The following is a 24,186-nucleotide window of genomic DNA, read 5'->3' on the forward strand; positions in this document are numbered from 1 at the left end:
TAATTCCTTTTGACTTAGGGCTGATTTTCAACTCCATAGGCCAGTTTATCACAGACCTGTGTAAATACTACACTTTCTTGGTAATTTTTACCAGGTATTTATTGTTATAAGAGAAACGATAGGTAAAAGTAAATAATTCGTTCGTAAAAAATAATTTGTCAGAGGAAACAATAATTCGGAAATTTGTACCTCCAATTACTAGCAATAATGAGTGATTCTATTAAACATGAGTGCGGTATAGCCATGATTCGCCTCCGCAAGCCTCTTGAGTATTATATACAAAAGTATGGCACGCCTCTCTACGCGATTAACAGGCTCTACGTACTTATGGAAAAACAGTCTAACCGCGGACAAGACGGTGCAGGTGTAGCTAACGTGAAGATTGAAGTACCTCCGGGAAGTCGATATATAAGTCGCTACCGCTCCGTAGAAAACAGACCGGTTGTAGATATCTTCAAAAAAATTAACGAAAAGTTCATCGAAGTACAAAAACAAGATCCTTCACTCCTTAAAAATTCTGATTGGCTTCAGAAGAATATAGCCTTCACAGGTGAGGTTTGGTTAGGTCACCTTCGCTACGGTACTCACGGTAAAAATGAAATTGAAAACTGCCACCCTATGCTTCGTCAGAGCAACTGGAGAAGTAGGAACTTAGTGGTGGCCGGGAACTTCAACATGACAAATGCGGATGAATTGTTCAAGAAGCTTGTAGATCTTGGTCAGCATCCAAAAGATACTGGTGATACCATCACCGTACTAGAGAAAATTGGTCATTTCCTCGATGAAGAGAATCAACGCATCTTTGACAAATTCAAAGGGCAATATGAAAATCCTGAGCTAAGTGATGTCATCGAAGACAATATGGACATGCAAAGGGTATTACACCGTGCATGCCGCGATTTTGACGGAGGTTATGCCATGGCCGGTATCACAGGATTCGGAGCTGCTTTCGTAGTACGTGACCCAGCAGGTATTCGTCCTGCATATTACTGGTACGATGATGAAGTAGTGGTGGTTGCATCTGAGAGAGTTGCCATCAAGGCCGCTTTTGGTGCCAAATACAATGACATACTTGAAATTACTCCGGGAAATGCACTCATCATCAATAAGAACGGAGATTTCGCGGAACATAATGTACTTCCAAGATTAGAAAAGAAATCATGTAGCTTCGAAAGGATTTATTTCTCCAGAGGCTCAGATCCAAATATTTATAGCGAAAGAAAGGAACTAGGTAGAAGATTGATCCCTCAAATTTTGAAGGAGATCAATTATGATCTAGAAAATACGGTGTTCTCTTATATTCCAAATACCGCTGAGCCTGCATTCTATGGCATGGTAGAAGGTATTGAACAATACTTGACCACATGGAGAAAAGAGAGAATCCAATCCGGAAGTCTATCAGAAGAAGAGCTTGAAAAAGTTTTAGACTTCAAACCGCGCTTTGAGAAACTGGTTTCCAAAGACGTTAAATTACGTACTTTCATTACAAACGATGATGACCGCTCCGAAATGGTCTCTCACGTATATGAAATGACCCACGGGGTAATTCGGAAGAAGACAGATACTCTAGTGATCATAGATGACTCCATAGTTAGAGGAACAACCCTGGAGAAAAGTATTTTGAAACTCCTAGATAAATTAGGACCTAAGAAGATCGTAATCGTTTCATCTGCACCTCAGATTCGTTACCCTGACTGCTATGGTATAGACATGTCAAAGGTGAAAGAATTTGTGGCCTTCAGAGCCATGTTAGCGCTTCTGGATGAAAGAGGTCTTTCTGATATGAAAGAAGAGGTTTACCAAAGAATCTTAGCCATGGATGACCTTAGAAAGGAAAACTTGGTGAAGGACCTTTTTGCACAATTTACAGATGATGAAATCTCTAAAAAGATATCAGAAATCATTGCTCCTAAAGATATTGAAGCTGAAGTTTCTGTAGTATTCCAAACGGTAGAAAACCTCAACGCCGCTTGCCCTCAGCACTTAGGTGATTGGTATTTTACCGGAAATTATCCTACTCCTGGAGGAAACAAAGTAGTAAACAGAGCATTTGTTAACTTCATGGAAGGAAAGTACGTCAGGGCTTACTAATAGGCTTACGTATCACTTTGGGTAATACAAAGATATTCGCTGTAGCTTCCGTCATGCCTAAACTTTTTAGGCATTCGCGGATGCTGATGTTTTCTAGTTTGAGTGTCGATTTCATTGTATTGCAAGCATTGTGAACTTCAAATATAAATATAATTACAAGATATAGTACAATCTTTTTTAGTAAATGGCAAAAACAGGCGTACTTCTGGTGAACTTAGGAACACCGGACTCTCCATCCGTACCGGACGTCAGAAAATACTTAAGAGAGTTCCTAATGGACGAAAGAGTGATTGATATCCCTTTCTTGAATCGCTGGTTATTAGTTAACTTGATCATTGCTCCATTCCGCGCTCCTAAATCTGCTAAAATTTACCAAGAAGTATGGCTACCTAATGGCTCACCGTTAAAGGTGTATGGATTAAGCAATGAAAAGGTGCTGGGTGAGGAACTTGGTTCGGAATATGTAGTACGCTTAGCCATGCGTTACCAAAACCCAAGCATACCCGCTGTTTTAGCAGAGATGGAGAAGATGTACTTGAAAAAGATCATTGTAATTCCTTTCTTCCCTCAGTACGCCTCGGCCACATCTGGCTCCGTTCACCAAAAAGTGATGGAAACCGTAAAAACTTGGCAAAATATCCCGGAAATAGTATTTGCCGGCGATTTTTATAAGCATCCTTTACTAGTACAGGGTTTTGCAGATAATGCAGGAAAATTCTTACAAAACAATTCTTATGAGCACTATGTGTTCAGTTACCACGGTCTACCGGAAAGACAAACCGTTAAAGCTCACCACGGAAAAACCTGTTCAGAACTAGGATGTGAAGAGGGCATAACGGAACAAAACTACGCCTGCTACAAAGCTCAGTGCTTTGAAACTACCCGTCTTCTGGCAGAAAAACTAGGCCTTTCAAAAGAAATGTATACCACTTGTTTCCAATCACGTCTGGGTAAAGAAGTCTGGATACAGCCTTATACGGAAGATGTAGTGAAGGAACTGGCCGGTAAAGGGATCAAGAAGGTATTAGCTTTTTCCCCCGCATTTGTAGCCGACTGTCTTGAAACCACCATTGAGGTGGGTGAAGAGTACAAGGAAATGTTTATTGAACTGGGCGGTGAACAATGGGACTTAGTGGAATCTCTGAACGACACTCCCATTTGGATAGAATTATTAAAAGATCTGGTGAAAACGTATGATCAGCCATCGGTTTTCCGTTAATTAGTAATAAAAAACCCACTTTGAGATTAATCACCTCCATACTACTTTCCTTAAGCCTAAGCTCCTGCTGCTGGTTTGGGGAATGTGAGGATACCCCTACTGAGCCGGAAGTTCAATTACCGGAATTCACGAACTCTCCAAAGATTAGCAATTTAAATGTAGATGGCCTGGACGAGGTATCCGGCATGGGAGCCTCATTTCTATTTCCCGGGCATCTATGGCTAATGGAAGATTCAGGCACTGAACCGAAGATCGATCTAATACGCCAAGATGGCACTTATGCCAGAAAGGTAACCTTTGGTGGGCGAAACAGAGATTGGGAAGATATGGCAGTTGCTCCCGGTCCGGTAGATGGGAAAAAATACATCTATATAGGCGAAACCGGCGACAATAACGCTATCTATAAAGATTACTATATCTATCGATTTGAAGAGCCTTCCGGCACTCACGTAAGCCAGTACGAAACCATACATTTTCGATACCCTAACGGGGAATCTTATGACGCGGAAACCATTATGGTAGATCCTTGGACAAAGGACATCTTTGTAATCACCAAGAATCAATTAAACGTTAGAGTTTACAGATTAGCCTATCCACAAAATACTAACGGACTTAACGAAGCTGAGTTTTTGGGCACCATCAAGTATTTTTTAGTGGTAAGTGGAGATGTATCAGAAGATGGTACGGAAGTACTATTAAAATCTTATAGTACTTTATACTATTGGAAGAGGAAAGAAGGAGAAACCCTGATGGATGTGCTGAAGAGAAGTCATGATATGACTGTACCTTATGTGCTGGAGCCTCAAGGCGAATCCGTTTGTTGGTCGGCCAATGCTGATGGCTATTATACTATCAGTGAGAAAGGGGAAAACATGACGAAGAATCCTCCCCTTTACTTTTATATGAGGAAATAAAAAAAGCGGTGATTACACCGCTTTTCTTTTATCTGAACATCCTAGCCTTTCCTCCTGGGGTCATGGCATTGAACTTCTTCATCATCTTTTTCATTTGCTCGAATTGCTTCAGTAAGTTATTCACTTCCTGAATTGATCTACCTGCACCCGTTGCAATTCTTTTTCTACGACTACCATCAATGATATCCGGTTGAGATCTTTCTTTTGGCGTCATACTCTTGATGATAGACTCTATAGGTTTGAAGGAATCATTGCTGATATCTACGTCTTTAATAGCCGCCCCCATACCCGGAATCATACCCATGACATCTTTCAGGTTACCCATTTTTTTGATCTGCTCCAATTGGCCCAGGAAGTCATTCAAGTCGAAGTTGTTTTCACGCATCTTCTTGTTCAACTTCCTTGCTTCGTCTTCATCAAAGGCCTGTTGGGCACGCTCCACTAGGGATATAACGTCACCCATACCTAGAATACGGGAAGCCATCCTGTCCGGGTGGAAGATATCCAAATCCTCCATCTTTTCACCGGTACTCATAAACTTCACCGGCTTATCTACTACTGCACGGATAGAGAGCGCCGCACCACCTCTGGAGTCACCGTCTAACTTAGTGAGGACCACACCATCAAAGTCCAGTCGATCATTAAATGCTTTAGCCGTATTCACTGCATCCTGACCAGTCATGGAATCCACAACAAATAGGATTTCTGAAGGAGAGATGGCTTTCTTGATGTTTTCCACCTCCGTCATCATGACTTCATCTACAGCAAGACGACCAGCAGTATCGACAATCACTATACTCTTACCTTTGCTTTTCGCTTCAGCAACAGCATTACGAGCTATGTTAACGGCATCTTTGTTTTCAGGTTCTGCGTAAACGTCTACGCCTATCTGCTCTCCTAAAACTTGCAACTGCGTAATGGCGGCCGGACGATAAACGTCAGCAGCTACCAGCATTACCTGCTTACCTTGCTTCTTAAGGTAGTTAGCAAACTTACCTGAGAAAGTAGTTTTACCCGAACCTTGAAGACCAGCAATAAGTACTACAGCCGGAGAACCTTTAAGATTGACGGTCTCAGCCTTACCTCCCATGAGGGCAGTAAGTTCTTCCTGAACGATTTTTACGAACAATTGGCCAGGTTCTACCGCGATCATTACTTTACGATCGATGGCCTCTTGTTTTACTTTATCTGTAACTTCTTTGGCAACTTTATAGTTAACGTCTGCGTCCATCAAAGCACGACGAATCTCCTTCACCGTACTGGCGATGTTGATATCAGTAATCTTACCTTTACCCTTTAGGGTTTTAAACGCTCCGTTAAGTTTGTCCTGAAGACTTTGAAACATATGCTATTCTGTAGAAAATGAACTGCAAATTTAGGAAAAAAACATGAATATTCTTTCTCTACTTTTTTGGCGCAAGGGTCCAGCCGTTAGGCAAGTAACCAAAAAACATGAATTTTATGATGTCCTCTTTCGCTTCGCTCAAACGGACCATAAAATTCGGTCAAAGGAACATTAGTATTTATTCTTTCGACACTATTAAATATTAGTTAATCGCGAGGCGTCTATTAGGATAAAACTGGACTTTAATTATAAGAAGCGCCCCTTAAGCTAAAAGACATGAATTTTAATTCTCTACTTTTTTTGGCGCAAGGGGCCGTCCTTACGGAAAGTAACCAAAAAACATGAATTTTCTTCTTGTTACTTTTTTGGAGCAAGGGTCCGTCCTTACGGAAAGTAACCAAAAAACATGAATTTTATGATGTCCTCTTTCGCTTCGCTCAAACGGACCATAAAATTCGGTCAAAGGAACATTAGTATTTATTCTTTCGACACTATTAAATATTAGTTAATCGAGAGGCGTCTATTAGGATAAAACTGGACTTTAATTATAAGAAGCGCCCCTTAAGCTAAAAGACATGATTCTTCTTGTTACTTTTTTGGAGCAAGGGTCCGTCCTTACGGAAAGTAACCAAAAAACATGAATTTTATGATGTCCTCTTTCGCTTCGCTCAAACGGACCATAAAATTCGGTCAATGGAACATTAGTATTTATTCTTTCGACACTATTAAATATTAGTTAATCGAGAGGCGTCTATTAGGATAAAACTGGACTTTAATTATAAGAAGCGCCCCTTAAGCTAAAAGACATGAATTTTAATTCTCTACTTTTTTTGGCGCAAAGGGTCCGACAGTTCGGATAGTAGCAAAAAAACCATGAATATTCTTCTTGTTACTTTTTTGGAGCAAGGGTCCGACCGTTCGGAAAGTAACCAAAAAACATGAATTTTATGATGTCCTCTTTCGCTACGCTCAAACGGACCATAAAATTCGGTCAAAGGAACATTAGTATTTATTCTTCCGATACCCAAATAGCTCATTAAGCTAAAAAGCATCGAATCCTAAGATAACCTCAAAAAACAATCGAGTAGGAAGATAGGGATTATTTCCCTATCTGTCCTCTCACACCACCCGGCATACGGATCCGTACCAAGGCGGTTTGTTAGAATAACGTCGTTTGATGCGTTGTTCTCCAGTAATAGTAGTCTGCAAATCCTTCGTAACCTAATTTAGTAAAGTATGAGTTTGTTAGCGTTGTTTGAACGATAGGGCTTGTCCCTGTCCGAGTATAGGATTTACGGGTGTTCGCATGTTGGTAGGCAAGCCAGCGTTTGGCTCCCAGTTTCATTAAGTTCCGAATTCGATTACCTGCGGTCTTCCATTGCTTCCAAAGCAGAACACGCAAGCGTCTTCGCACTAGTTCATCTAGTGTTACCATCACCTTCTTATTCGTTGCTATACGAAAGTAATCCACCCAGCCGTGAATAATTTGCCGTAGTTTAGTCAGTCGCTCATGCATAGGAGTAGCTGTATTACGTCGAGTATTTTGACGTAACTTCTCTCGGATTCGTTCGATACTCTTTGCAGAGATACGAATCTGCCAATCTCCTTGAGTTTTGAAGAAACTAAAGCCGAGTAAACTACTTTGGGAAGGTTTGCTTACCTTACTCTTTTCACGGTTCACTTTCAGTTTTAGTGTAGATTCGATGTAACTGGTGATGTTGCGCATAATACGAGTGGCGGATTTATTGCTCTTCGCGTAGATACTACAGTCATCCGCATAACGTACAAATCGATGTCCACGGGAGCTGAGTTCCGTATCCAGTTCGTTCAGGATGATGTTTGACAAAAGTGGACTTAAAGGACTGCCCTGTGGTGTGCCCTTGGTTCGCTTTTGTTCAAGACCATGATCCATAATCCCACAACGAAGGTATTTCCCGATCAGCGCTAGGACTCGACGATCCGTAATCTTCTTGCTCAAAAGATGCATCAGTATGTCGTGGTTCACTTGATCGAAGAATTGTTCCAAATCAAGTTCAACGACCCACGTGTAGCCCAAGTTCAGATACTCTTGCGCTTTAATGACGGCCTGATGAGCATTACGATTCGGACGGAAGCCGTAGCTGTTATCGTGAAAATCACCCTCATACTTTAACCCAAGCCATTGGGAAATGCTTTGCTGAATAACACGGTCGATGACCGTTGGGATACCCAGCATACGCTTGCCCCCACTTGCTTTGGGAATCTCTACTTTCCGAACAGCTTGTGGGCGGTAAGTGCCAGAGAGAATATCCGAGCGCAGGGATTGCCAGTGCGTGTTAAGGTAGTCACGAAGATTATCGATCTGCATACCATCAACTCCGCTAGCACCTCCATTAGAGATGACACGATCAACTGCGTGTTTGACATTTCGGATGTGTAATATCTCTTCCAACATAGTATTACTAAAAAAAACCTCAGGCATTGTGTTCACTTCGTTGCACGACTCAGCTAAGCTCCTCTTGCATTTTACTATCAGTTTCCGACCTACCCTCATGCAAGCAGTTCTCTTATGTGGTTCGGCTTTTAACACTTCGTCATAAACTTCATGGTTCCTTTGCCATTCTAACATTCAGACCTTCCCCTGTATAAAGTAGAGAAACAGGGTACTATGTCTTCTGCTGACTTCTGACTAAAGCATACTAGCATTATTATTCTGCTATATGTTTCTTCGCGGGCATTCGCGTATACCTTTGACAGAGTTTAGTCAGATCTCCCCAGGTAAGAACAATAACTTTCACCTCATATATCCGCTACATTTACCATAGTGTTTCCGTACAGTTTAGGGCTTTGGCTTGTTTTGCAGCCTCACCCAACACTTGCGGCCTTGTATGTAGTTTCTGTTCGTCGGATCGAGGTTTTGCCTCAGACTTCCTTCAGATTCCACCTCACGGTGGACACCCTTGTCATAAGCTAACACTTCCCACTGTAAAGGCGTGTTCGGGACTTACACCCTAGAGTTATTGCACATGCTGGGCACACAAAAAAAAGGTCAGAACTTCCGTCCTGACCTTCTCACCCATAAGGGTATTTTCTTAGTTCACTGATGCTACTCTGTTAACTGTAGTGTTAATTTTAACTTCTTTTGACACTACTTTTCCGTCCACTTTTACTTCAAATGCATACTCTCCATCAGGAAAACCAGCTAGATTATATACTTTAGAGAAAACTGTACTCTCACCCACATATTCTTTATAAAGAACTTCACCAACGTTGTTCTTAATCATCACAGTAGCTTTCTCTGTAAGTTCAGGAATCACTACTTTGAACTTCAAACCGTCCAACACTTTAACTTCCACTTTCTTAGCTACTGATGGTAAAGTATCGTTAGCAAAAGAAGTACTCACCCCTAATAAAAGCACCAATGCGATCGCAAGCTTTTTCATAACTAATTCTGGTTTTATGATTATTAAAATACTATTTCTAATTGACACTACAAATTTACGCAACTATCTAATTACGTGTCAATTACATTTTAAAAGTTCCTCCCAGGATGCTACGAAAATATTAGAATAATACCATACTTCGCAGAAAAGTACAAGCATTCGTTTAAATTGTAATAAATATTGATTTTGCAAGCTTAGGACTTAACTAAGAAAATGATAGGATTCTAGGAAGATGCAGAATAAAATTACTTATATGGAGGGATTGGTAGAATAAAAAAAGCCTGCTTAAACAGCAGGCTTATAATTTCTTGAATAAGAAAATATACGTTCTAAGGTTTGATCTTGAGGAACTAGACGAATCTGGTCCATTTCTTCTTTGATCTGCAGGCAATCCAGATAAAAATCTAAATTATCCGTATCACCGGCTATTTGCTCCTCTATCCATTCATTTTCCGAAGGAGAAGTTTCATGGTAAACGTAACGTATTATCTCATTCTGAGTCGATGTAAAGGTTTGTATCATAGGCGTATTTCGTTTTACTCATCAATTTTCGCAGATTGATAAGAGCGTAACGCATACGTCCTAATGCAGTATTGATACTTACTCCCGTAGCTTCAGCAATCTCCTGAAAGCTCAGGTCCTCGTAGTGACGCATCACCAGTACTTCCCTTTGCTGCTGAGGGAGTTTTTTAATGAGACTTCGTAAATGCTCATGAGACTCCTTCTTGATCTGAGCGGACTCTACAGAATCCTCTGCAAAATTCAGCGAGTTAAATACACTGCTGCCATCCTCAAACACCACATTCGGATAACGTTTAGCTCTTCGAAAATAGTCAATGGCAAGATTGTGAGCAATTCTTAAAATCCACGGCAAGAATTTACCTTCTTCGTTATACCTCCCCTCCTTCAGAGTTCGGATAGCCTTTATAAAGGTATCCTGGGTTAAATCTTCAGCTACATAACTGTCCTTCACCACCAAATAGATGGTTGTATATACCTTAGACTTATAACGATTAACAAGAATTGTGAAAGCATTCTCATCACCTCTTATATAGGCGGATATAAGCTCACTTTCGTTAACTTTGTTTTTGTCCATTATATTTTCACATTAGTTAACGTAGAGCTTTATATCATATTGTATCTTTTAAGTGATGATTATTAGTTAAGCAGAGGGTACTTCCCTTTTGTTTTGTTCAAAAATCTAAACTATATATGACTTTTGCAAATTTTTGCACAAATATTATAGTCAATATTACGATTTAATATTTTTTTAAAGACTGGTACGATTTTTGGAATCACGCATAATACAACATTTTGTGCGTATGGTTTTCAGATTACTCGTGATCTTCCTATTCTTCTCTTTTTCTGCCTTTGGCCAAAGGGACCTGATCATTACCCAAGCAGGGGAACAGATTCGCTGTAAGATTACAGGCGAAACTTCTATGCGCTTTTCTTATTCATATACTAATGAGAAAGGCAAAACCGTTCACTCCGAAATCTTTAAAACCCTGGTTTCTTCTTACAAATATAATTTCTTTCAAGATGATAAGGCTGCAACCCCTAAAACGTTAGTCCAAAAGCCGACAAAAACGTATAATTCCCCTTTAAAAGAAAAAACAGAATTCTCCAACTACCTCAAGTATAGAGTAGGTTTCAAAGGTGGACTAAGTAACTTACTAGATGGCAGCACGGACAAATCAGATTACGGACTTTTCACAGAAAAACTAAAAAGAGGATGGCATTACGGTGCTGACGCTACCATCTTCTTCAATGACCACATAGGTTTAGGTGTTCAATACAATAGCTATCAAGCCTCCAATAAAAACAGAAAACTAGATTTCCCTCATCGCCTAAACGGAGGTGAAGTAAGAAACGGCTCTTTGGAAACCAAAATCAATCACAAATTTGTGGGTCCAATGCTGGTAGGTAGAATCCCTCTGGATTACAAAACCTTTGTCATGGCCTCCGCCGGACCAGGATATTATTTCTATACCGATAAAGGCCTAGAAAACGAGAAAGCTTACTCCTTCAAAGGAAAAGATTGGGGCGCAGCCGCCTCTCTAGGACTTGAATTCCTACTTGGCAACAACGATTCAGGACGCGATGTTATGCTAAGTATAGAGTGCGGGTACCAATACGGAAAGGTACTGGTGGAAACTCAGTCTATAGATTTAAGCCGACTAGACTTCTCCGTAGGCTTACGCTTCAACCGTTTTCCAAGACACCTTAGACAATAGGTGTACCGTATAAATCAAATTCAGTAGCTGAATCTATACGCACTTGCGTAAAGTCGCCTATGCGTACATAGTGCTCAGCAGGAATAAGCACCTCATTATCCACCTCAGGAGAGTCAAATTCTGTTCTACCTACAAAATGCCCACTCTCCTTCTTATCTACAAGGACTTTAAATACTTGTCCCACTTTCGCCTTGTTCCTCTCTTCTGAGATTCCTTGCTGAAGTTCCATGATGATGTCTGCCCTCTCCTGTTTTACTTCCGCAGGAACATCGTCTACAAAAGAATAGGAATGGGTTTGCTCCTCATGGGAATATTGGAAAACACCAAGACGATCAAACTTCTGGCTCTCCACAAACCTATACATCTCCTCAAACATGTCTTCCGTCTCTCCTGGGTGACCCACTATCAAGGTAGTTCTCAAATGTATACCCGGAACCTTTTCACGAATGGTTTCTAATAACTTCTCCGTTTTAGGTCGGTCTATACCTCTCCTCATCTTCTTCAACATCTCAGAAGAACCATGCTGCAAAGGCATATCCAAATACTTGCATATATTTGTACGTTCAGCCATCACCTCTAGGATATCCATAGGGAAGCCTGCAGGATAAGCATATTGTAGTCTAATCCAATCTAAACCTTCTACATCTGAAAGTCTGGCCAGTAGCTCAGATAAGTTCCTCTTCTTATATAAATCTAATCCGTAATAGGTAAGATCCTGGGCAATAAGGATCAGCTCCTTAGTACCTTTGGCTACCATATTCTTGGCACTCAATACCAACTCGTCCATTGGGCGGGAAACATGAGACCCTCTCATCAAAGGGATGGCACAAAAGCTACAAGGCCTGTCACAACCTTCAGCAATCTTCATGTAGGCATAATGAGAAGGAGTAGTCAGCAAACGCTCTCCTATCAACTCGTGCTTGTAGTCGGCTTTAAGCGTCTTTAAAAGTCTAGGCAATTCATTTGTACCAAACCAAGAGTCCACTTGTGGTATTTCCACCTCAAGCTCGTCTTTGTATCTGTGCGACAAGCAACCGGTCACGTATACCTTCTCCACTATGCCGGACTCCTTTGCGTCCACATAGCGTAAAATGGTATCAATACTTTCCTGCTTGGCATTATCAATAAAACCGCAGGTATTGATAACCACAATCTGTGAATCATCTTCCGGAGACTCGTGGCTCACATCCATGCCGTTACCGCGTAATTGCGTATAAAGCATCTCGGAGTCCACTAAGTTTTTGGAACAACCTAACGTTACTATATTGATTTTTGATTTCCTGTTGCCTTTGGTTTTCATTACCTGCCCACTTTTGGGGTGCAAAGGTCGTGGAAATAAAAAAGTTTTCCTAATGGATGACTACAAAACTACCGTTTTTACTCAGCACCTGACCGCTCTTCATCTCGGCTTTTATCTGGTAGAAATAGGACCCGGTGGGCGCTAATAGGCCATTTGGCAACTTCCCATCCCAGCCGGACATGGGATCTGTCACTTCCGCTATTTTTTGTCCGTTTGGCGCAAATATGTCCATTTGGAATTTCTCTATGCTCGTCAAACTGCCTTTAGCTCCGAATGTATCATTATGACCGTCACTGTTTGGCGTGAAAGCATTAGGTAAAAACAGAGCCCCTCTTACAAAGAATCTAACCGGATTTGAGTCAGAAACTCTACCGTCACTAGCTACCGCACGCACTATAAAGGTCCCTTCCGTTACCACTTCTGCGGTGCTTACGGGATGCGTATTTACTTGCGCTGATTCTTTAAAGGTTTCTCCAGAATTTACATACATTACCTCGTAATGAGAAATCGTACTACCATCAAATGGATTTCCAGAGGTCCAATCCAAGATGTTATCTCCATCTTCTGATAAGAACACAGAAGTCACTTCACCGGAATAGGGAGATTCGTTCTTACAAGCGTCAAAGAAACGAACCTTGTATGTCTCCGCTTTGGTCACTCCTTCATCTGTAAATTTCGTCACATCTTCTTCTGTTTGCGACAAAGTAAAGGTAGTCCCCTCCTTCTTATACAATTCCCAGGTTACAGGTTTGTATTGAATATCCCCAGGAGGATTGAACGATATAATATTATCTTGCTCCTCCGCACTCACCAAGAGGCCCAAAGGTGGATCTTGAAGATCCAGTCTATGATCCAAACAGACCGTATTAGAATAACTCCTGCTTTGGAAATTAGCACCACTAATGTGCCCTGTATGATCTAATCTAATGCGGTAGCAGTACTTCTTTGAACAGTCAACATTCTTATCTACGTACTGTACATCCTGATCTAATAAGCGCTTGGTCTCTAAGTTTTCCTCTGACCTAGCTATCTCCATCCAGGAAGAAGTGGATAAGGCGCCTGAAGGTGTAAATGCTCTATAATCCACCGGTCCACTGTATCTCTGCCATGTTAATACATTCTCCTTTATATTTGCGCTATTACCCTCCTTCAAGGGTATAGTACATATCTCAGCACTTCGGAACTGCATTTGAACACATGCCACTCTATCCGCTTTAATAAAGTAACAATAGGATTTATCTAGGGAAGGTGGAATGTCACTCACTAAATCTCCCGTTTTAATTCCCGTTTTCACGGCTTGCGCCACGTTATAATTCGCGCCAGCTGCATAACGGTATAAAGTATGGGTTTGATCATATTGACCTGTAATTTCCATACGGGGAATCAGGTCATCACCTAAAGTCAAGGTAGTGATTTCAGGATAGTAATCCCAGTCTCTTCCCCCCCCAAAAATGGGAACTTCAATCTCTGAGCTAGTGGCTGGACAAGTCTTAGGAGATCCATTTGCCGTCACATGTAGTTTAATAGGCTGATTGGGCACGGTAAAAGCGTCTCTATAAGTAAGTGCATCCGTGTAATAATTTTGGCCATTCACCTTGATGGAGTAATCCTGAAAATCATTCAACTCATGTTGAGGTATAGTAATCTCTAATTTAATAGTAGGTCCCGGACAGTAGGTATAACTATACACCGGAACATCCATATACCTCACCTTAATTTTCTTGCAAGCTACAGATTCTTTACCGTCGACTTTACCTACTTGAATGACGGTAAAAACGGAGGGTTTCTTTAGCTTTTCCATGTATTCGCTAAAATCTAAACGGGTCTCACCCTGACTGTAAGCCATCTCGTAGGTTTCTCCTTTATAATTAAAGTAGTACCTAGCATCCTGGACCTTCTCATCACCTGTAATTCTGATGTTTTCATTATGACAGATATCATAACTACTCAATTCAAAAGAACCTGTTGCATAAGCACGTGGGTCTTCACAAAGATTTTGCGCAGTTAAAGAAGGCAAGACACAGAATAGAAGAAAAGCTATTGCGACCAGTTTTCTCACAATTGATTTTAGCTAATTTTGTTTTAAATATAGGGGATTGATAGGAATGGGCGATGAAAAGAAAATAAAAAGATATGAGCCTTGGGGCTTTCTTTTAGTTTTAGGCATACTTTCTATGTCTCTTTCCTTTATTTACGCCATTTTTAAGATCCATATCCACTCAAGAATGGGGGGAGTATCAGTAGCTCCCATGGATCTACTTCGCATGTTAAGAACGCTATTCCTCACCCTGTCCTTTGTGAGTTTAGGAGGAGCAAGGCAATATATTTTGAAACAAGAATTCCCTAAAGTAAAACCCCTGCTTACTTTATCTTTCTTTTTACTGCTGCTTTTCATCCTTATCCCTTTGGCTTACCGAATTACTCCAGACATCAGTCAATTTATCATTCTATTGCACTTGTTGTACAGTTTACTGGCCTTGGTTGCGTTAGGGGGATTAATAGCCCAGATCTTCAGGAAGACTAATTATGTAGACACTTACATCTTCAGCGTAAATCCACCAAATGTGCTTAAATTGAAGTTACTTTGGTATTATTTTCTATTTATCTGCCTTAGTTGGTGGATAATACTAATCCTATTATCATCCTATGCTGCATAAGACCAGAGGAATAGTCTTAAACTACATAAAATACAGAGAGACCTCCATCATTGCCAAGATTTATACAGAGGAATTTGGCTTGCAGTCGTACGTAGAAAACGGAGTCAGAAGTCCCAAGAGCAAAGGCAGAATTGCCCTATTTCAACCGTTGAATCTGGTGGATTTAGTAGTTTACTTCAAGCCACAAGCAGATATCCAAAGAATCTCTGAAATCAAATGCACTCATCCTTTCTTCAATATTCCTACTGACATCCGAAAAACTACTTTAGGCATTTTCGTAGGAGAAATATTAGTTTTAACCTTAAAGGAGAATGCTGGGAATCCTCTACTCTTTTCTTTCTTACAAGAGGCATTGATTCACCTAGAACATCAGGATGAGGGCGTGGAAAATTTCCATCTCTATTTCTTAATGACCCTCAGCGCTTACTTGGGATTTGGTCCTCACACCGCTCAGGATATACGAATGGCTTTAGCTGAAAACGGTATTCCACTAACCAGATCTGCCTTACAGACTTTGCAAAGAATCTTGGAAAATCCTTTTGGAAATCCTTTGAATATATCGAAAACCCAGAGAATGGAGGCTCTAGATCATCTATTGGCCTTTTATAGCTATAACCTCGACTCCTTTCATGGAGTAAGATCCTTGCAGATCTTGAAAGATGTGTTGGAGGCTTAGATTTTACTTTCCTTGCCTTGTATGATACGGGAGATGTTCTTTCTATGAGATACTATCAATAGTATGGCGAGCACAGTACTGATCCACCATAAAGGTCCCATCTCTTTGGTTATCAAAATATAGATCCAAAAAGTTAAGACCCCGAAAATTGAACCTAAAGACACCATCTTTGAGAAATAAAGAACTGCACCAAAAACTAAAACGGCGCACAAAGCCGCCAGTGGACTAAAACCTAGAATTACCCCAAAAGCCGTAGCTATACCTTTACCCCCTCTAAAATTTAAGAAAGGGGAAAATAGATGGCCCAAAACGGCAAATACGCCAGCCAATAGCACATTTTCCGAAGAAAAGTCCAAATATTTAGCCAATAAAACAGGTATTAAACCCTTTAGAAGATCAATGAATAATACAATTATTGCCGCTTTTTTGCCGATAACCCTATAGGAGTTTGTTGCCCCTATATTACCGCTACCATGCTGGCGTATATCCAGATTATGAAAAAATTTCGCGTACCAAAAGCCCGTAGGAATAGAGCCAATTAGAAATGCTAGCGCAAATTCTAAAAACATAATGTCCAATTAAAATTTGCGCAAAGCTACAAAAAGGATTTCGTACTACACATTAAAATAGTACAATCAAACTGCTAGTTTCATGAGATCAACCAAATGACCATCATTTACTTCCTTGATTTCATCAGCCAAAACCAGGAATCTCTGATAGGTACTATCTAGCTCTTCTTTTTCCAGTTCAAATCCAAGCAAAGACAAACGATGCTTCAAGGCGTGTCTACCGCTACGTGCTGTCAGAATGATATCAGATTTATCAACACCCACCTCTTGAGGAGTCATGATTTCATACGTCTCCGCATGTTTCAAGAAGCCGTCTTGATGGATTCCGGAAGAATGAGCAAATGCGTTTCTACCCACGATAGCCTTGTTTGCTTGTACCGGCATACGCATCGTGGAAGACACCAACTTACTCAGAGGAGCTAACATCTCCGACTTGATATCTGTATGTAAACCCAAATCCTTATGAAGCTTTAGAATCATGGCCACTTCCTCTAAAGAAGTATTACCTGCTCTTTCTCCAATACCGTTAATGGTCACTTCTACTTGTCGGGCACCGGCCGTAATACCAGCTATGGTGTTTGCCGTGGCTAATCCCAAGTCATTGTGATTATGCATAGATAAAATGGCTTTATCTACATTTGGGACATGATTCATCAGATAGGAAATACGAGAATGCATCTGATGAGGCAATAAATATCCTGTAGTATCCGGAAGATTCACCACGGTAGCTCCTGCAGAAATCACCGCTTCTGTCAGACGAGCTAAGAATTCCAGATCCGCTCTCCCCGCATCTTCAGCATAAAATTCTACATCCTCTACGAAGGTTTTAGCATATTTTACCGCATCAATGGCTCTTTGAAGAATATCTTCCCTGGTACTATTAAATTTATACTTAATATGGGTATCTGAGGATCCAATACCCGTATGAATTCTAGGTCTTCTAGCAGGTTTAAGGGCTTCTGCAGCCACTTCAATATCTTTTTTTACGGCACGTGTCAATCCACAAACCGTAGCATTTTCTACTGCCTTTGCTATGGCTTCAACTGCCCTGAAATCACCCGGACTGGATACTGGAAAGCCTGCCTCTATGATGTCTACTCCCAGCTTGTCCAGCTCTTTCGCTATCATGATTTTTTCGTCAATGTTCAACTGACAACCAGGAACTTGCTCACCGTCACGGAGAGTAGTGTCAAATACATATATTTTTTCGCTCATCCTTTTGTTAGGTAATTACGGTCACAAAAATAGGTCATTTCTTCAGGTCATAAAAGGAAGCCCCTGCTTTATGCCATAATTAAGAATAATATGCCAAGCAACTGAAAACAATCTGAAATTTTATTCTGTTACTATGAACGAATATGTCTAATTTTACACGCGAATTTTTTGTTTAGCAGGAATAAATACCTGTTTTGAAAAGAAAATACTATGATAAAGAAGACCAAAATCGTGGCTACGGTAGGCCCAGCCTCAGAAAGTGAAGAGATGTTAGTGGCATTGGCCAAGGCAGGGGTAAACGTATTCCGACTGAATTTTTCTCACGGTACGCATGAAGAACACCAGGTGAGAATAGATCGGATCAAAAAGATCAACCGAGAACATGGTTTTAACTGTGCAATCCTGCAAGACCTTCAAGGTCCAAAGATCCGTGTAGGTCTGATGGAAGGCGGAAATGCAGGGGTGCCTCTAGAAACGGGACGCCGTTTCATCTTTACCAATGACGATATTGTAGGAAACTCTGAAAGAGCCTCCACTCCTTACGACGGCATGTACAAGGACGTGAAGGTAGGTGACCGCATCCTAATGGATGACGGTAAACTTGAGGTAAAAGTGATAGAGATAGACGAAGAAAAACACGAAGTGATCACGGAAGTGGTTTACGGAGGTCTATTGAAGCAAAAGAAAGGAGTCAACCTTCCTAATACCAATATCTCTCAGCCTTCCGTAACGGATAAAGACTATAGAGATTTAGATTTCGGTCTGAAAAACGATGTAGACTGGATCGCTTTATCTTTCGTAAGAACAGCTGAAGAGATCATTAAGATCAAGGAATATATCCGTTCCAAAGGTTCAGAAGCAAAGGTTATCGCCAAAATGGAGAAACCGGAAGCTATACAAAACATGGACGCAATCATTGATGCCGCAGACGGAGTCATGGTAGCCCGTGGCGACCTAGGCGTGGAGATGCCTTCGGAAGAAGTGCCAATTATCCAAAAAACACTGGTAGCTAAATGTCATTTAGCGGTTAAGCCGGTAATAGTAGCTACTCAAATGCTGGAAAGCATGATTGACAGCCCTACTCCTACCCGCGCCGAAGTGGGTGATGTAGCAAATGCCGTACTAGACGGTGCAGACGCTGTGATGTTGAGTGCTGAAAGTGCCTCTGGCAAATACCCACTATTGGCGGTACAAACCATGACTCGAACTATCCAACATATTGAAGAGTTCGGAAATCCATCCGTATTATACTACCGCCATCATACTCGTGTTACTGAACCCACTTACGTATCAAAAGAAAAGGACAATGATAACGTGATCATGATGGGATGTAGGTTAGCACGTGACTTGAAAGTTAAGGCTATAGTAGGTGTAACTACTTCCGGATATACCGCCTTCCGCTTGTCGCATCACCGACCAAAATCTCAAATCTATATCGTAACGGGTAACGAGAAATTATTGACTCAATTAAGCCTTTACTGGGGTGTTAATGCTTTCTCTATTAAAGAACTTGATCAACCTGAAAACGAGTTACAACTCATAGATGAAGCAAATAAGCTGATGGTTAAGAAAGGCCTTTTACAGCCGGGAGATAAATTCATCAATATGTCCAGCTACCCTCTGGGTAAGCAGCATAGAACGAATAATTTGACACTCATGACAGTGTAAAAAAAAGCCCGAATTTTCGGGCTTTTTTTAAAATTAATAGCTAATAATTTCGGAAGAATAAATACTAATGTTCCTTAATTTATAGTTCTTAGTGATTAGTTTTTAGTCCAAAAAGCCAAAGGTTTTTTAGGTAGCTCTTCCTTAAATATTAAATAAAATAAACTTCCTTTGACCGAATTTTATGGTCCGTTTGAGCGAAGCGAAAGAGGACATCATAAAATTCATGTTTTTTGGTTACTTTCCGTAAGGACGGACCCTTTGCGCCAAAAAAAGTAGAGAAAGAAAAATCATGTCTTTTAGCTTAAGAGGCGCTCCTTTTAATTAAGGTCCAGTTTTATCCTAATAAACGCCTCTGGATTAACTAATAATTAATAGTTTCGGAAGAATAAATACTAATGTTCCATTGACCGAATTTTATGGTCCGTTTGAGCGAAGCGAAAGAGGACATCATAAAATTCATGTTTTTTGGTTACTTTTTTGCGCCAAAAAAGTAACAAGAAGAACATTCATGGTTTTTTTGCTACTTTCCGTAAGGACGGACCCTTTGCGCCAAAAAAGTAGAGAAAGAAAAATCATGTTTTTTAGCTTAAGGGGCGCTTCTTTTAATTAAAGTCCAGTTTTATCCTAATAAACGCCTCTGGATTAACTAATAATTAATAGTTTCGGAAGAATAAATACTAATGTTCCATTGACCGAATTTTATGGTCCGTTTGAGCGAAGCGAAAGAGGACATCATAAAATTCATGTTTTTTGGTTACTTTTTTGCGCCAAAAAAGTAACAAGAAGAACATTCATGGTTTTTTTGCTACTTTCCGAACGGTTGGACCCTTTGCGCCAAAAAAAGTAGAGAAAGAAAAATCATGTCTTTTAGCTTAAGAGGCGCTCCTTTTAATTAAGGTCCAGTTTTATCCTAATAAACGCCTCTGGATTAACTAATAATTAATAGTTTCGGAAGAATAAATACTAATGTTCCTTTAATCGAATTTTAGAGGCCGTTCGAATGTAGTGAGAGAGGCCATTCTAAAATTCATGTTTTTTTTGCTACTTTCCGTAAGGACGGACCCTTTGCGTCAAAAAAAGTAGAGAAAGAATATTCATACTTTTTTTTTGCTACTTTCCGAACGGTCGGACCCTTTGCGCCAAAAAAGTAGAGAAAGAAAAATCATGTCTTTTAGCTTAAGAGGCGCTCCTTTTAATTAAGGTCCTGTTTTATCCTAATAGACGCTTCGCGATTAACTAATATTTAATAGTGTCGAAAGAATAAATACTAATGATCCTTTGACCGAATTTTATGGTCCGTTTGAGCGAAGCGAAAGAGGACATCATAAAATTCATGTTTTTTGGTTACTTTTTTGCGCCAAAAAAGTAACAAGAAGAATATTCATGTTTTTTGGTTACTTTCCGTAAGGACGGACCCTTGCGCCAAAAAAGTAACAAGAAGAACATTCATGGTTTTTTTGCTACTTTCCGAACGGTCGGACCCTTTGCGCCAAAAAAAGTAGAGAAAGAAAAATCATGTCTTTTAGCTTAAGAGGCGATGATTTTTATTTTAGTGTATTTTAATCCTAATAGAGGCTATCGGACTAACTAATAATTAATAGTTTGGGATCAATAAGTGTTATTTATGAGGGTAATTATGACCATTTCAATCCTCAATATTCCTAAACTATTAGTTTTTAGTCCCAAAAAGCCAAAGGCCTTTTGGGAATCCACTTCATCTAATTATTAAACTTTCACATTAGTCCCAGGATCTTCGCATACTTCATCATCGCTCCCGGATTTGAGATCTTTAGCTTGCCCATCATCATGGCCATCATGGGATTAGTATTGCCTTGAATAATAGAAAGTAGATCATCTTCTTTAACGGTGATGTTCACTTCAGCCCCATCTGCTACCCCTTCTGACACATCAATGTGGTTATCTTTCACGGTAACGAACATGTTCTTTCCTTTTAGATCAAAATTGATCTTCGTATCTATACCCTGTAAATCTGCAGGACTAACCTTTTCCTTAAGTGAGTTAAAATAATCTGTTAATGTCATATTGTAAACTTTATTATGCAAGCATACTATTTTTTATCTTCATATACAAATGACGTTAGAAATTAGAATATTTGTATTTTTTTGAAATAGCGAATTAAAATGTAGCATGCATTTGCTACAAGAAATAAAAAAACTATAGTTTTGTTGGAATAATCGTATATAAACCTACGGTTTCCATGTTACTTTTTTAATAAACCCAGTCAAAATTGAAATCCTCAAAATATACCAGTTATAAAGATGAAGAATTGGTAAGCTTGTATATTACCAGTCAGAAGAACGAGTATTTTGAAGAAATCTATGAACGATATGCAAACAAAGTATATCGAAAATGTTATTCCTTTGTATACAATCAAGAAAAAGCGGAAGACTTAACGCACGATATCTTTTTGAAGTTGATTGTTAAAATCGGCACTTACAAAGAGACATCAAAGTTTTCTACTTGGCTGTATTCCATTACCTATAACTACTGTATGGACCAAATAAGGACTCGGAAAAAGAAGACCGAGGTGCCTTTACCGGATCAGATTGATATTAGTGATGAGGACGACGCAGACTTCCTAGATTTCCAAAGTGCAGAATTGGAGAAGAGCTTAAAGCAAATGCCGAGTGAGGAGAGAGCAATTCTTCAAATGAAATATCAGGAAGATTTCAGCATTAAAGAGATTGCTGAAACCATGAAAATCTCTGAGAGTGCTGTAAAAATGCGACTTTTGAGGAGTAAGGAAAAATTGAAGAAATACTATCTGGAAAATATCACTGTCTTTGTACTTATAGTTATGAAGATTTTAAGCCTTTTTGAAAAATGACAACCATAGATGAAGATAATTTAGAAGTCTCCCCTAATTTGAAGAAACTTCTGATGTCAGAAGTGGACTTAATCCGGGATGCTCTAGCCGTCCTTGAAGTATTTACTGAAGGAGCTGTAAATACCACCTTAAAATTTATTGAAGAACTAGAACACGAAAAAACCGATGAATGAGTTTCCTGACATCAGACAAATTTTGGTAGACACCTTTTCTAAATTGATAGAACAGTCAAGTACCTTTATCTCCAATTTGATCAGTGCCATACTAATCTTAAGTATCGGTTGGCTTGTAGCCAAAATCTGTTCATATATTCTTCGTTCCTTCTTGTCCAGGGTAGGAATAGATCAGTTGGGCGAAAAGATCCAGAACATGGAGCTTCTTCGTAAATACCAATTAGACTTTAAGCTGAGCAAGGTGCTGGCCACCATAGTCTATATCCTGATCATGCTCTTCCTTTCTGTATCTGCTGCAGATACACTAGGAGTGCCGGCCATTTCTAATATGTTTATGATGCTCGTAGACTTCATTCCGAAGTTGGGCGTAGCCATACTCATGACCCTTTTAGGTCTCTTCGTTTCTGATCTGGCCAGAAAATTTGTAGAAACGCTTTGTAAGTCCTTTAAGATCTCTTCCGGCAAATTGATTAGCATGGGAGTATTCTTCTTCTTGAGCTTCATCTCCGTGATCCTAGCTTTAGGACAAGCAGGCATTAACACTACTTTGTTAGAAAGCAGCTTCAACATACTTATTGCAGGCTTAGTATTAGCCTTTTCTATTGGATATGGAATTGCTTCTAAAGAGATCCTTCTTAACATCTTAAGTTCTATTTACTCGAGAAAGAGAGTTAGAGAAGGCGACTGGCTAGAGATACAGGGTGTAAAAGGCCAAGTGATTAGTATAGATAACACAACCATAGTTTTAAGATCCGAAGGTCAAGACGTATCCTTCCCTTTGCGCGTTATGCAAATGGAAAAAATTACTTTGTTCCATAAAAATGATTGATACATGAAAAAAACAACTTTCCTCATTCTCTTACTTGCCGCTTTTTCGGCCCATGCACAAGAAGTTCCAAAGTCAGACGAAGCTCAAAAAAAGGTAGCTGATGCTTTGACCACAAAAGATCTAAAAGGAGATTTTAAAGAAGGGTGGAACAAGAATTCCAGCTTTGGAACCACCGTTAATATCACTGGTTTCAGTGACAGCTGGAGACAAGTGAATACCGGAGTGGTAGGAAACACTAACCTTCACTTCATTTTGAAACATCAAAATGCTCTAGTGAAAGGAAAGAATATATGGATCAATGATTTTGAAGGTCAGCTAGGTTTCCAAAGTACCGGAAAAGATGAAGTAACGCGTAAAAAGGTTTTCAATAGAAACATTGACAAACTGTTCATCAACTCTCTTTACGGTAGGAAAATCTCCGATAAGGTATCCGCCTTTGCAGAAGGTAACTTTATTTCCCAGTTCCTGGCAGTTAAAGATAAAAACGCAGAGACGAGAAGAAATATAGCTTCAGCTTTCATGACTCCGGGATATTTAACCATCTCTACAGGTATTGAATATCGTCCTGCAGATTACTTTACAGTGAAGTTTGCACCAATTGCAAACAAATGGACATTTGTGAGTCATAAAAATGTTCAAATAGATACTACCTCAGGATTAGCTTATGGTGTTAATATAGCAGATGGTAAAAAATCCCTATCAGAATTCGGTTCTCAGTTGACCTTAGGATTTAACAAGGAAGTGATGAAGAACGTGAACCTAGGTTTCCGTTATAACTTCTTCAAGGCTTGGAAAGATACCGAGGGAAATAAAAACAAGCCCTTAGATCATCGTCTCGACTTACTAGCAACAGCTAAAATAAACAAATATCTGAATGTTAACTTTACCTACATAGGTATCTTGGACAAAGACATATTTAATCACAAAGCTTATAATAACGCTACACCAAAACCTATCGACCCCATCAGATCGAGTTGGCAGAGTGCAAGCGGCTTTGGTATAGGATTTTTAGCCACTTTTTAA

Annotated in this window: 22 protein-coding genes; 11 read left to right on the plus strand and 11 right to left on the minus strand. The window is 39.9% G+C overall.

The window, feature by feature from the left end; translation table 11 throughout:
* Positions 1–207: 207 nt before the first annotated feature.
* Positions 208–2,091: an amidophosphoribosyltransferase gene (locus LBYS_RS10005; protein ID WP_013408755.1), complete on the plus strand. Its 1,884-nt coding sequence runs from the start codon at positions 208–210 to the stop codon at positions 2,089–2,091.
* On the opposite strand, the gene LBYS_RS19755 is transcribed toward LBYS_RS10005, so the two are convergent.
* Positions 2,078–2,206, minus strand: a complete 129-nt coding sequence (locus tag LBYS_RS19755; RefSeq protein WP_262494797.1) for a hypothetical protein — start codon at positions 2,204–2,206, stop codon at positions 2,078–2,080. The genes LBYS_RS10005 and LBYS_RS19755 overlap by 14 nt on opposite strands.
* Before the next feature lie 69 nt (positions 2,207–2,275).
* Here LBYS_RS19755 and hemH point away from each other — a divergent pair, with 69 nt between their 5' ends.
* Both hemH and LBYS_RS10015 read left to right on the plus strand, forming a co-directional pair.
* Positions 2,276–3,310 (plus strand): ferrochelatase, encoded by a 1,035-nt coding sequence (gene hemH, locus LBYS_RS10010; RefSeq protein ID WP_013408756.1) that lies wholly within the window; start codon positions 2,276–2,278, stop codon positions 3,308–3,310.
* A 20-nt stretch (positions 3,311–3,330) separates the two neighbouring features.
* The gene (locus tag LBYS_RS10015; RefSeq protein WP_013408757.1) at positions 3,331–4,224 is read left to right on the plus strand and encodes a hypothetical protein; all 894 of its coding nucleotides are present in this window, start codon (positions 3,331–3,333) and stop codon (positions 4,222–4,224) included.
* A 28-nt stretch (positions 4,225–4,252) separates the two neighbouring features.
* On the opposite strand, the gene ffh is transcribed toward LBYS_RS10015, so the two are convergent.
* The 5 genes from ffh to LBYS_RS10040 form a co-directional block, all read right to left on the minus strand.
* A complete protein-coding gene (ffh, locus tag LBYS_RS10020) occupies positions 4,253–5,569 on the minus strand; it encodes a signal recognition particle protein (RefSeq protein ID WP_013408758.1) in 1,317 nt (438 codons plus the stop codon).
* Positions 5,570–6,728: 1,159 nt separating this feature from the next.
* Positions 6,729–8,102: a group II intron reverse transcriptase/maturase gene (gene ltrA, locus LBYS_RS10025; RefSeq protein WP_041824507.1), complete on the minus strand. Its 1,374-nt coding sequence runs from the start codon at positions 8,100–8,102 to the stop codon at positions 6,729–6,731.
* A gap of 538 nt (positions 8,103–8,640) precedes the next feature.
* Positions 8,641–8,991: a hypothetical protein gene (locus LBYS_RS10030; protein ID WP_013408760.1), complete on the minus strand. Its 351-nt coding sequence runs from the start codon at positions 8,989–8,991 to the stop codon at positions 8,641–8,643.
* Between the two features lie 285 nt (positions 8,992–9,276).
* Positions 9,277–9,513: a hypothetical protein gene (locus LBYS_RS10035; RefSeq protein ID WP_013408761.1), complete on the minus strand. Its 237-nt coding sequence runs from the start codon at positions 9,511–9,513 to the stop codon at positions 9,277–9,279.
* Entirely contained in the window at positions 9,482–10,087 is a 606-nt protein-coding gene (locus LBYS_RS10040; RefSeq protein ID WP_013408762.1) for an RNA polymerase sigma factor, read from the minus strand. The genes LBYS_RS10035 and LBYS_RS10040 overlap by 32 nt, the downstream gene beginning before the upstream one ends.
* 226 nt (positions 10,088–10,313) lie before the next feature.
* Between LBYS_RS10040 and LBYS_RS10045 the strand changes: the two genes are divergently transcribed.
* Positions 10,314–11,228 (plus strand): outer membrane beta-barrel protein, encoded by a 915-nt coding sequence (locus tag LBYS_RS10045; protein WP_041823588.1) that lies wholly within the window; start codon positions 10,314–10,316, stop codon positions 11,226–11,228.
* Here the strand turns inward: LBYS_RS10045 and rimO are convergent.
* Positions 11,218–12,528, minus strand: a complete 1,311-nt coding sequence (gene rimO / locus LBYS_RS10050; protein WP_013408764.1) for a 30S ribosomal protein S12 methylthiotransferase RimO — start codon at positions 12,526–12,528, stop codon at positions 11,218–11,220. The two genes, LBYS_RS10045 and rimO, sit on opposite strands and share 11 nt — an antisense overlap.
* Before the next feature lie 49 nt (positions 12,529–12,577).
* Positions 12,578–14,587 carry a T9SS type B sorting domain-containing protein gene (locus LBYS_RS18310; RefSeq protein WP_013408765.1) on the minus strand — a complete coding sequence of 670 codons (2,010 nt, stop codon included), beginning with the start codon at positions 14,585–14,587 and terminating at the stop codon, positions 12,578–12,580.
* A 37-nt stretch (positions 14,588–14,624) separates the two neighbouring features.
* Between LBYS_RS18310 and LBYS_RS18315 the strand changes: the two genes are divergently transcribed.
* On the plus strand, positions 14,625–15,185 hold the full coding sequence (locus tag LBYS_RS18315) for a hypothetical protein (RefSeq protein ID WP_148225803.1): 561 nt from the start codon (positions 14,625–14,627) through the stop codon (positions 15,183–15,185).
* The gene (recO, locus tag LBYS_RS10065; RefSeq protein ID WP_013408767.1) at positions 15,175–15,861 is read left to right on the plus strand and encodes a DNA repair protein RecO; all 687 of its coding nucleotides are present in this window, start codon (positions 15,175–15,177) and stop codon (positions 15,859–15,861) included. The genes LBYS_RS18315 and recO overlap by 11 nt, the downstream gene beginning before the upstream one ends.
* Here the strand turns inward: recO and plsY are convergent.
* Together plsY and LBYS_RS10075 are read right to left on the minus strand one after the other, a co-directional pair.
* The gene (gene plsY / locus LBYS_RS10070) at positions 15,858–16,430 is read right to left on the minus strand and encodes a glycerol-3-phosphate 1-O-acyltransferase PlsY (RefSeq protein WP_013408768.1); all 573 of its coding nucleotides are present in this window, start codon (positions 16,428–16,430) and stop codon (positions 15,858–15,860) included. The two genes, recO and plsY, sit on opposite strands and share 4 nt — an antisense overlap.
* Positions 16,431–16,496: 66 nt before the next feature.
* On the minus strand, positions 16,497–17,645 hold the full coding sequence (locus tag LBYS_RS10075; RefSeq protein ID WP_013408769.1) for a 2-isopropylmalate synthase: 1,149 nt from the start codon (positions 17,643–17,645) through the stop codon (positions 16,497–16,499).
* Between the two features lie 210 nt (positions 17,646–17,855).
* Between LBYS_RS10075 and pyk the strand changes: the two genes are divergently transcribed.
* The gene (pyk, locus tag LBYS_RS10080; RefSeq protein ID WP_013408770.1) at positions 17,856–19,313 is read left to right on the plus strand and encodes a pyruvate kinase; all 1,458 of its coding nucleotides are present in this window, start codon (positions 17,856–17,858) and stop codon (positions 19,311–19,313) included.
* 1,733 nt (positions 19,314–21,046) lie between these two features.
* On the opposite strand, the gene LBYS_RS10085 is transcribed toward pyk, so the two are convergent.
* The gene (locus LBYS_RS10085; RefSeq protein ID WP_013408771.1) at positions 21,047–21,355 is read right to left on the minus strand and encodes an SCP2 sterol-binding domain-containing protein; all 309 of its coding nucleotides are present in this window, start codon (positions 21,353–21,355) and stop codon (positions 21,047–21,049) included.
* A gap of 206 nt (positions 21,356–21,561) precedes the next feature.
* On the opposite strand from LBYS_RS10085, the gene LBYS_RS10090 reads away from it, so the two are divergent.
* From LBYS_RS10090 to LBYS_RS10100, 4 genes are read left to right on the plus strand one after another with little or no spacing between them, the layout of a single operon-like run.
* Positions 21,562–22,161, plus strand: coding sequence for an RNA polymerase sigma factor (locus LBYS_RS10090; RefSeq protein ID WP_013408772.1), 600 nt, complete (start codon positions 21,562–21,564; stop codon positions 22,159–22,161).
* Complete coding sequence (locus LBYS_RS19275; protein ID WP_013408773.1) at positions 22,158–22,334, plus strand: hypothetical protein; 177 nt, start codon at positions 22,158–22,160, stop codon at positions 22,332–22,334. The genes LBYS_RS10090 and LBYS_RS19275 overlap by 4 nt, the downstream gene beginning before the upstream one ends.
* Positions 22,327–23,163 carry a mechanosensitive ion channel family protein gene (locus LBYS_RS10095; RefSeq protein WP_013408774.1) on the plus strand — a complete coding sequence of 279 codons (837 nt, stop codon included), beginning with the start codon at positions 22,327–22,329 and terminating at the stop codon, positions 23,161–23,163. The genes LBYS_RS19275 and LBYS_RS10095 overlap by 8 nt, the downstream gene beginning before the upstream one ends.
* A gap of 3 nt (positions 23,164–23,166) precedes the next feature.
* Positions 23,167–24,186 carry a DUF3078 domain-containing protein gene (locus LBYS_RS10100; protein ID WP_013408775.1) on the plus strand — a complete coding sequence of 340 codons (1,020 nt, stop codon included), beginning with the start codon at positions 23,167–23,169 and terminating at the stop codon, positions 24,184–24,186.

The organism is Leadbetterella byssophila DSM 17132 (assembly GCF_000166395.1).
Lineage (GTDB): Bacteria > Bacteroidota > Bacteroidia > Cytophagales > Spirosomataceae > Leadbetterella > Leadbetterella byssophila.

Coding starts and splice junctions, on each gene's coding strand:
- LBYS_RS10005 (WP_013408755.1), top strand. CDS start 208: ATGAGTGATTCTATTAAACATGAGTGCGGTATAGCCATGATTCGCCTC.
- LBYS_RS19755 (WP_262494797.1), bottom strand. CDS start 2,206: ATGAAATCGACACTCAAACTAGAAAACATCAGCATCCGCGAATGCCTA.
- hemH (WP_013408756.1), top strand. CDS start 2,276: ATGGCAAAAACAGGCGTACTTCTGGTGAACTTAGGAACACCGGACTCT.
- ffh (WP_013408758.1), bottom strand. CDS start 5,569: ATGTTTCAAAGTCTTCAGGACAAACTTAACGGAGCGTTTAAAACCCTA.
- ltrA (WP_041824507.1), bottom strand. CDS start 8,102: ATGAGGGTAGGTCGGAAACTGATAGTAAAATGCAAGAGGAGCTTAGCT.
- LBYS_RS10030 (WP_013408760.1), bottom strand. CDS start 8,991: ATGAAAAAGCTTGCGATCGCATTGGTGCTTTTATTAGGGGTGAGTACT.
- LBYS_RS10035 (WP_013408761.1), bottom strand. CDS start 9,513: ATGATACAAACCTTTACATCGACTCAGAATGAGATAATACGTTACGTT.
- LBYS_RS10040 (WP_013408762.1), bottom strand. CDS start 10,087: ATGGACAAAAACAAAGTTAACGAAAGTGAGCTTATATCCGCCTATATA.
- LBYS_RS10045 (WP_041823588.1), top strand. CDS start 10,314: ATGGTTTTCAGATTACTCGTGATCTTCCTATTCTTCTCTTTTTCTGCC.
- rimO (WP_013408764.1), bottom strand. CDS start 12,528: ATGAAAACCAAAGGCAACAGGAAATCAAAAATCAATATAGTAACGTTA.
- recO (WP_013408767.1), top strand. CDS start 15,175: ATGCTGCATAAGACCAGAGGAATAGTCTTAAACTACATAAAATACAGA.
- plsY (WP_013408768.1), bottom strand. CDS start 16,430: ATGTTTTTAGAATTTGCGCTAGCATTTCTAATTGGCTCTATTCCTACG.
- LBYS_RS10075 (WP_013408769.1), bottom strand. CDS start 17,645: ATGAGCGAAAAAATATATGTATTTGACACTACTCTCCGTGACGGTGAG.
- pyk (WP_013408770.1), top strand. CDS start 17,856: ATGATAAAGAAGACCAAAATCGTGGCTACGGTAGGCCCAGCCTCAGAA.
- LBYS_RS10085 (WP_013408771.1), bottom strand. CDS start 21,355: ATGACATTAACAGATTATTTTAACTCACTTAAGGAAAAGGTTAGTCCT.
- LBYS_RS19275 (WP_013408773.1), top strand. CDS start 22,158: ATGACAACCATAGATGAAGATAATTTAGAAGTCTCCCCTAATTTGAAG.
- LBYS_RS10095 (WP_013408774.1), top strand. CDS start 22,327: ATGAATGAGTTTCCTGACATCAGACAAATTTTGGTAGACACCTTTTCT.
- LBYS_RS10100 (WP_013408775.1), top strand. CDS start 23,167: ATGAAAAAAACAACTTTCCTCATTCTCTTACTTGCCGCTTTTTCGGCC.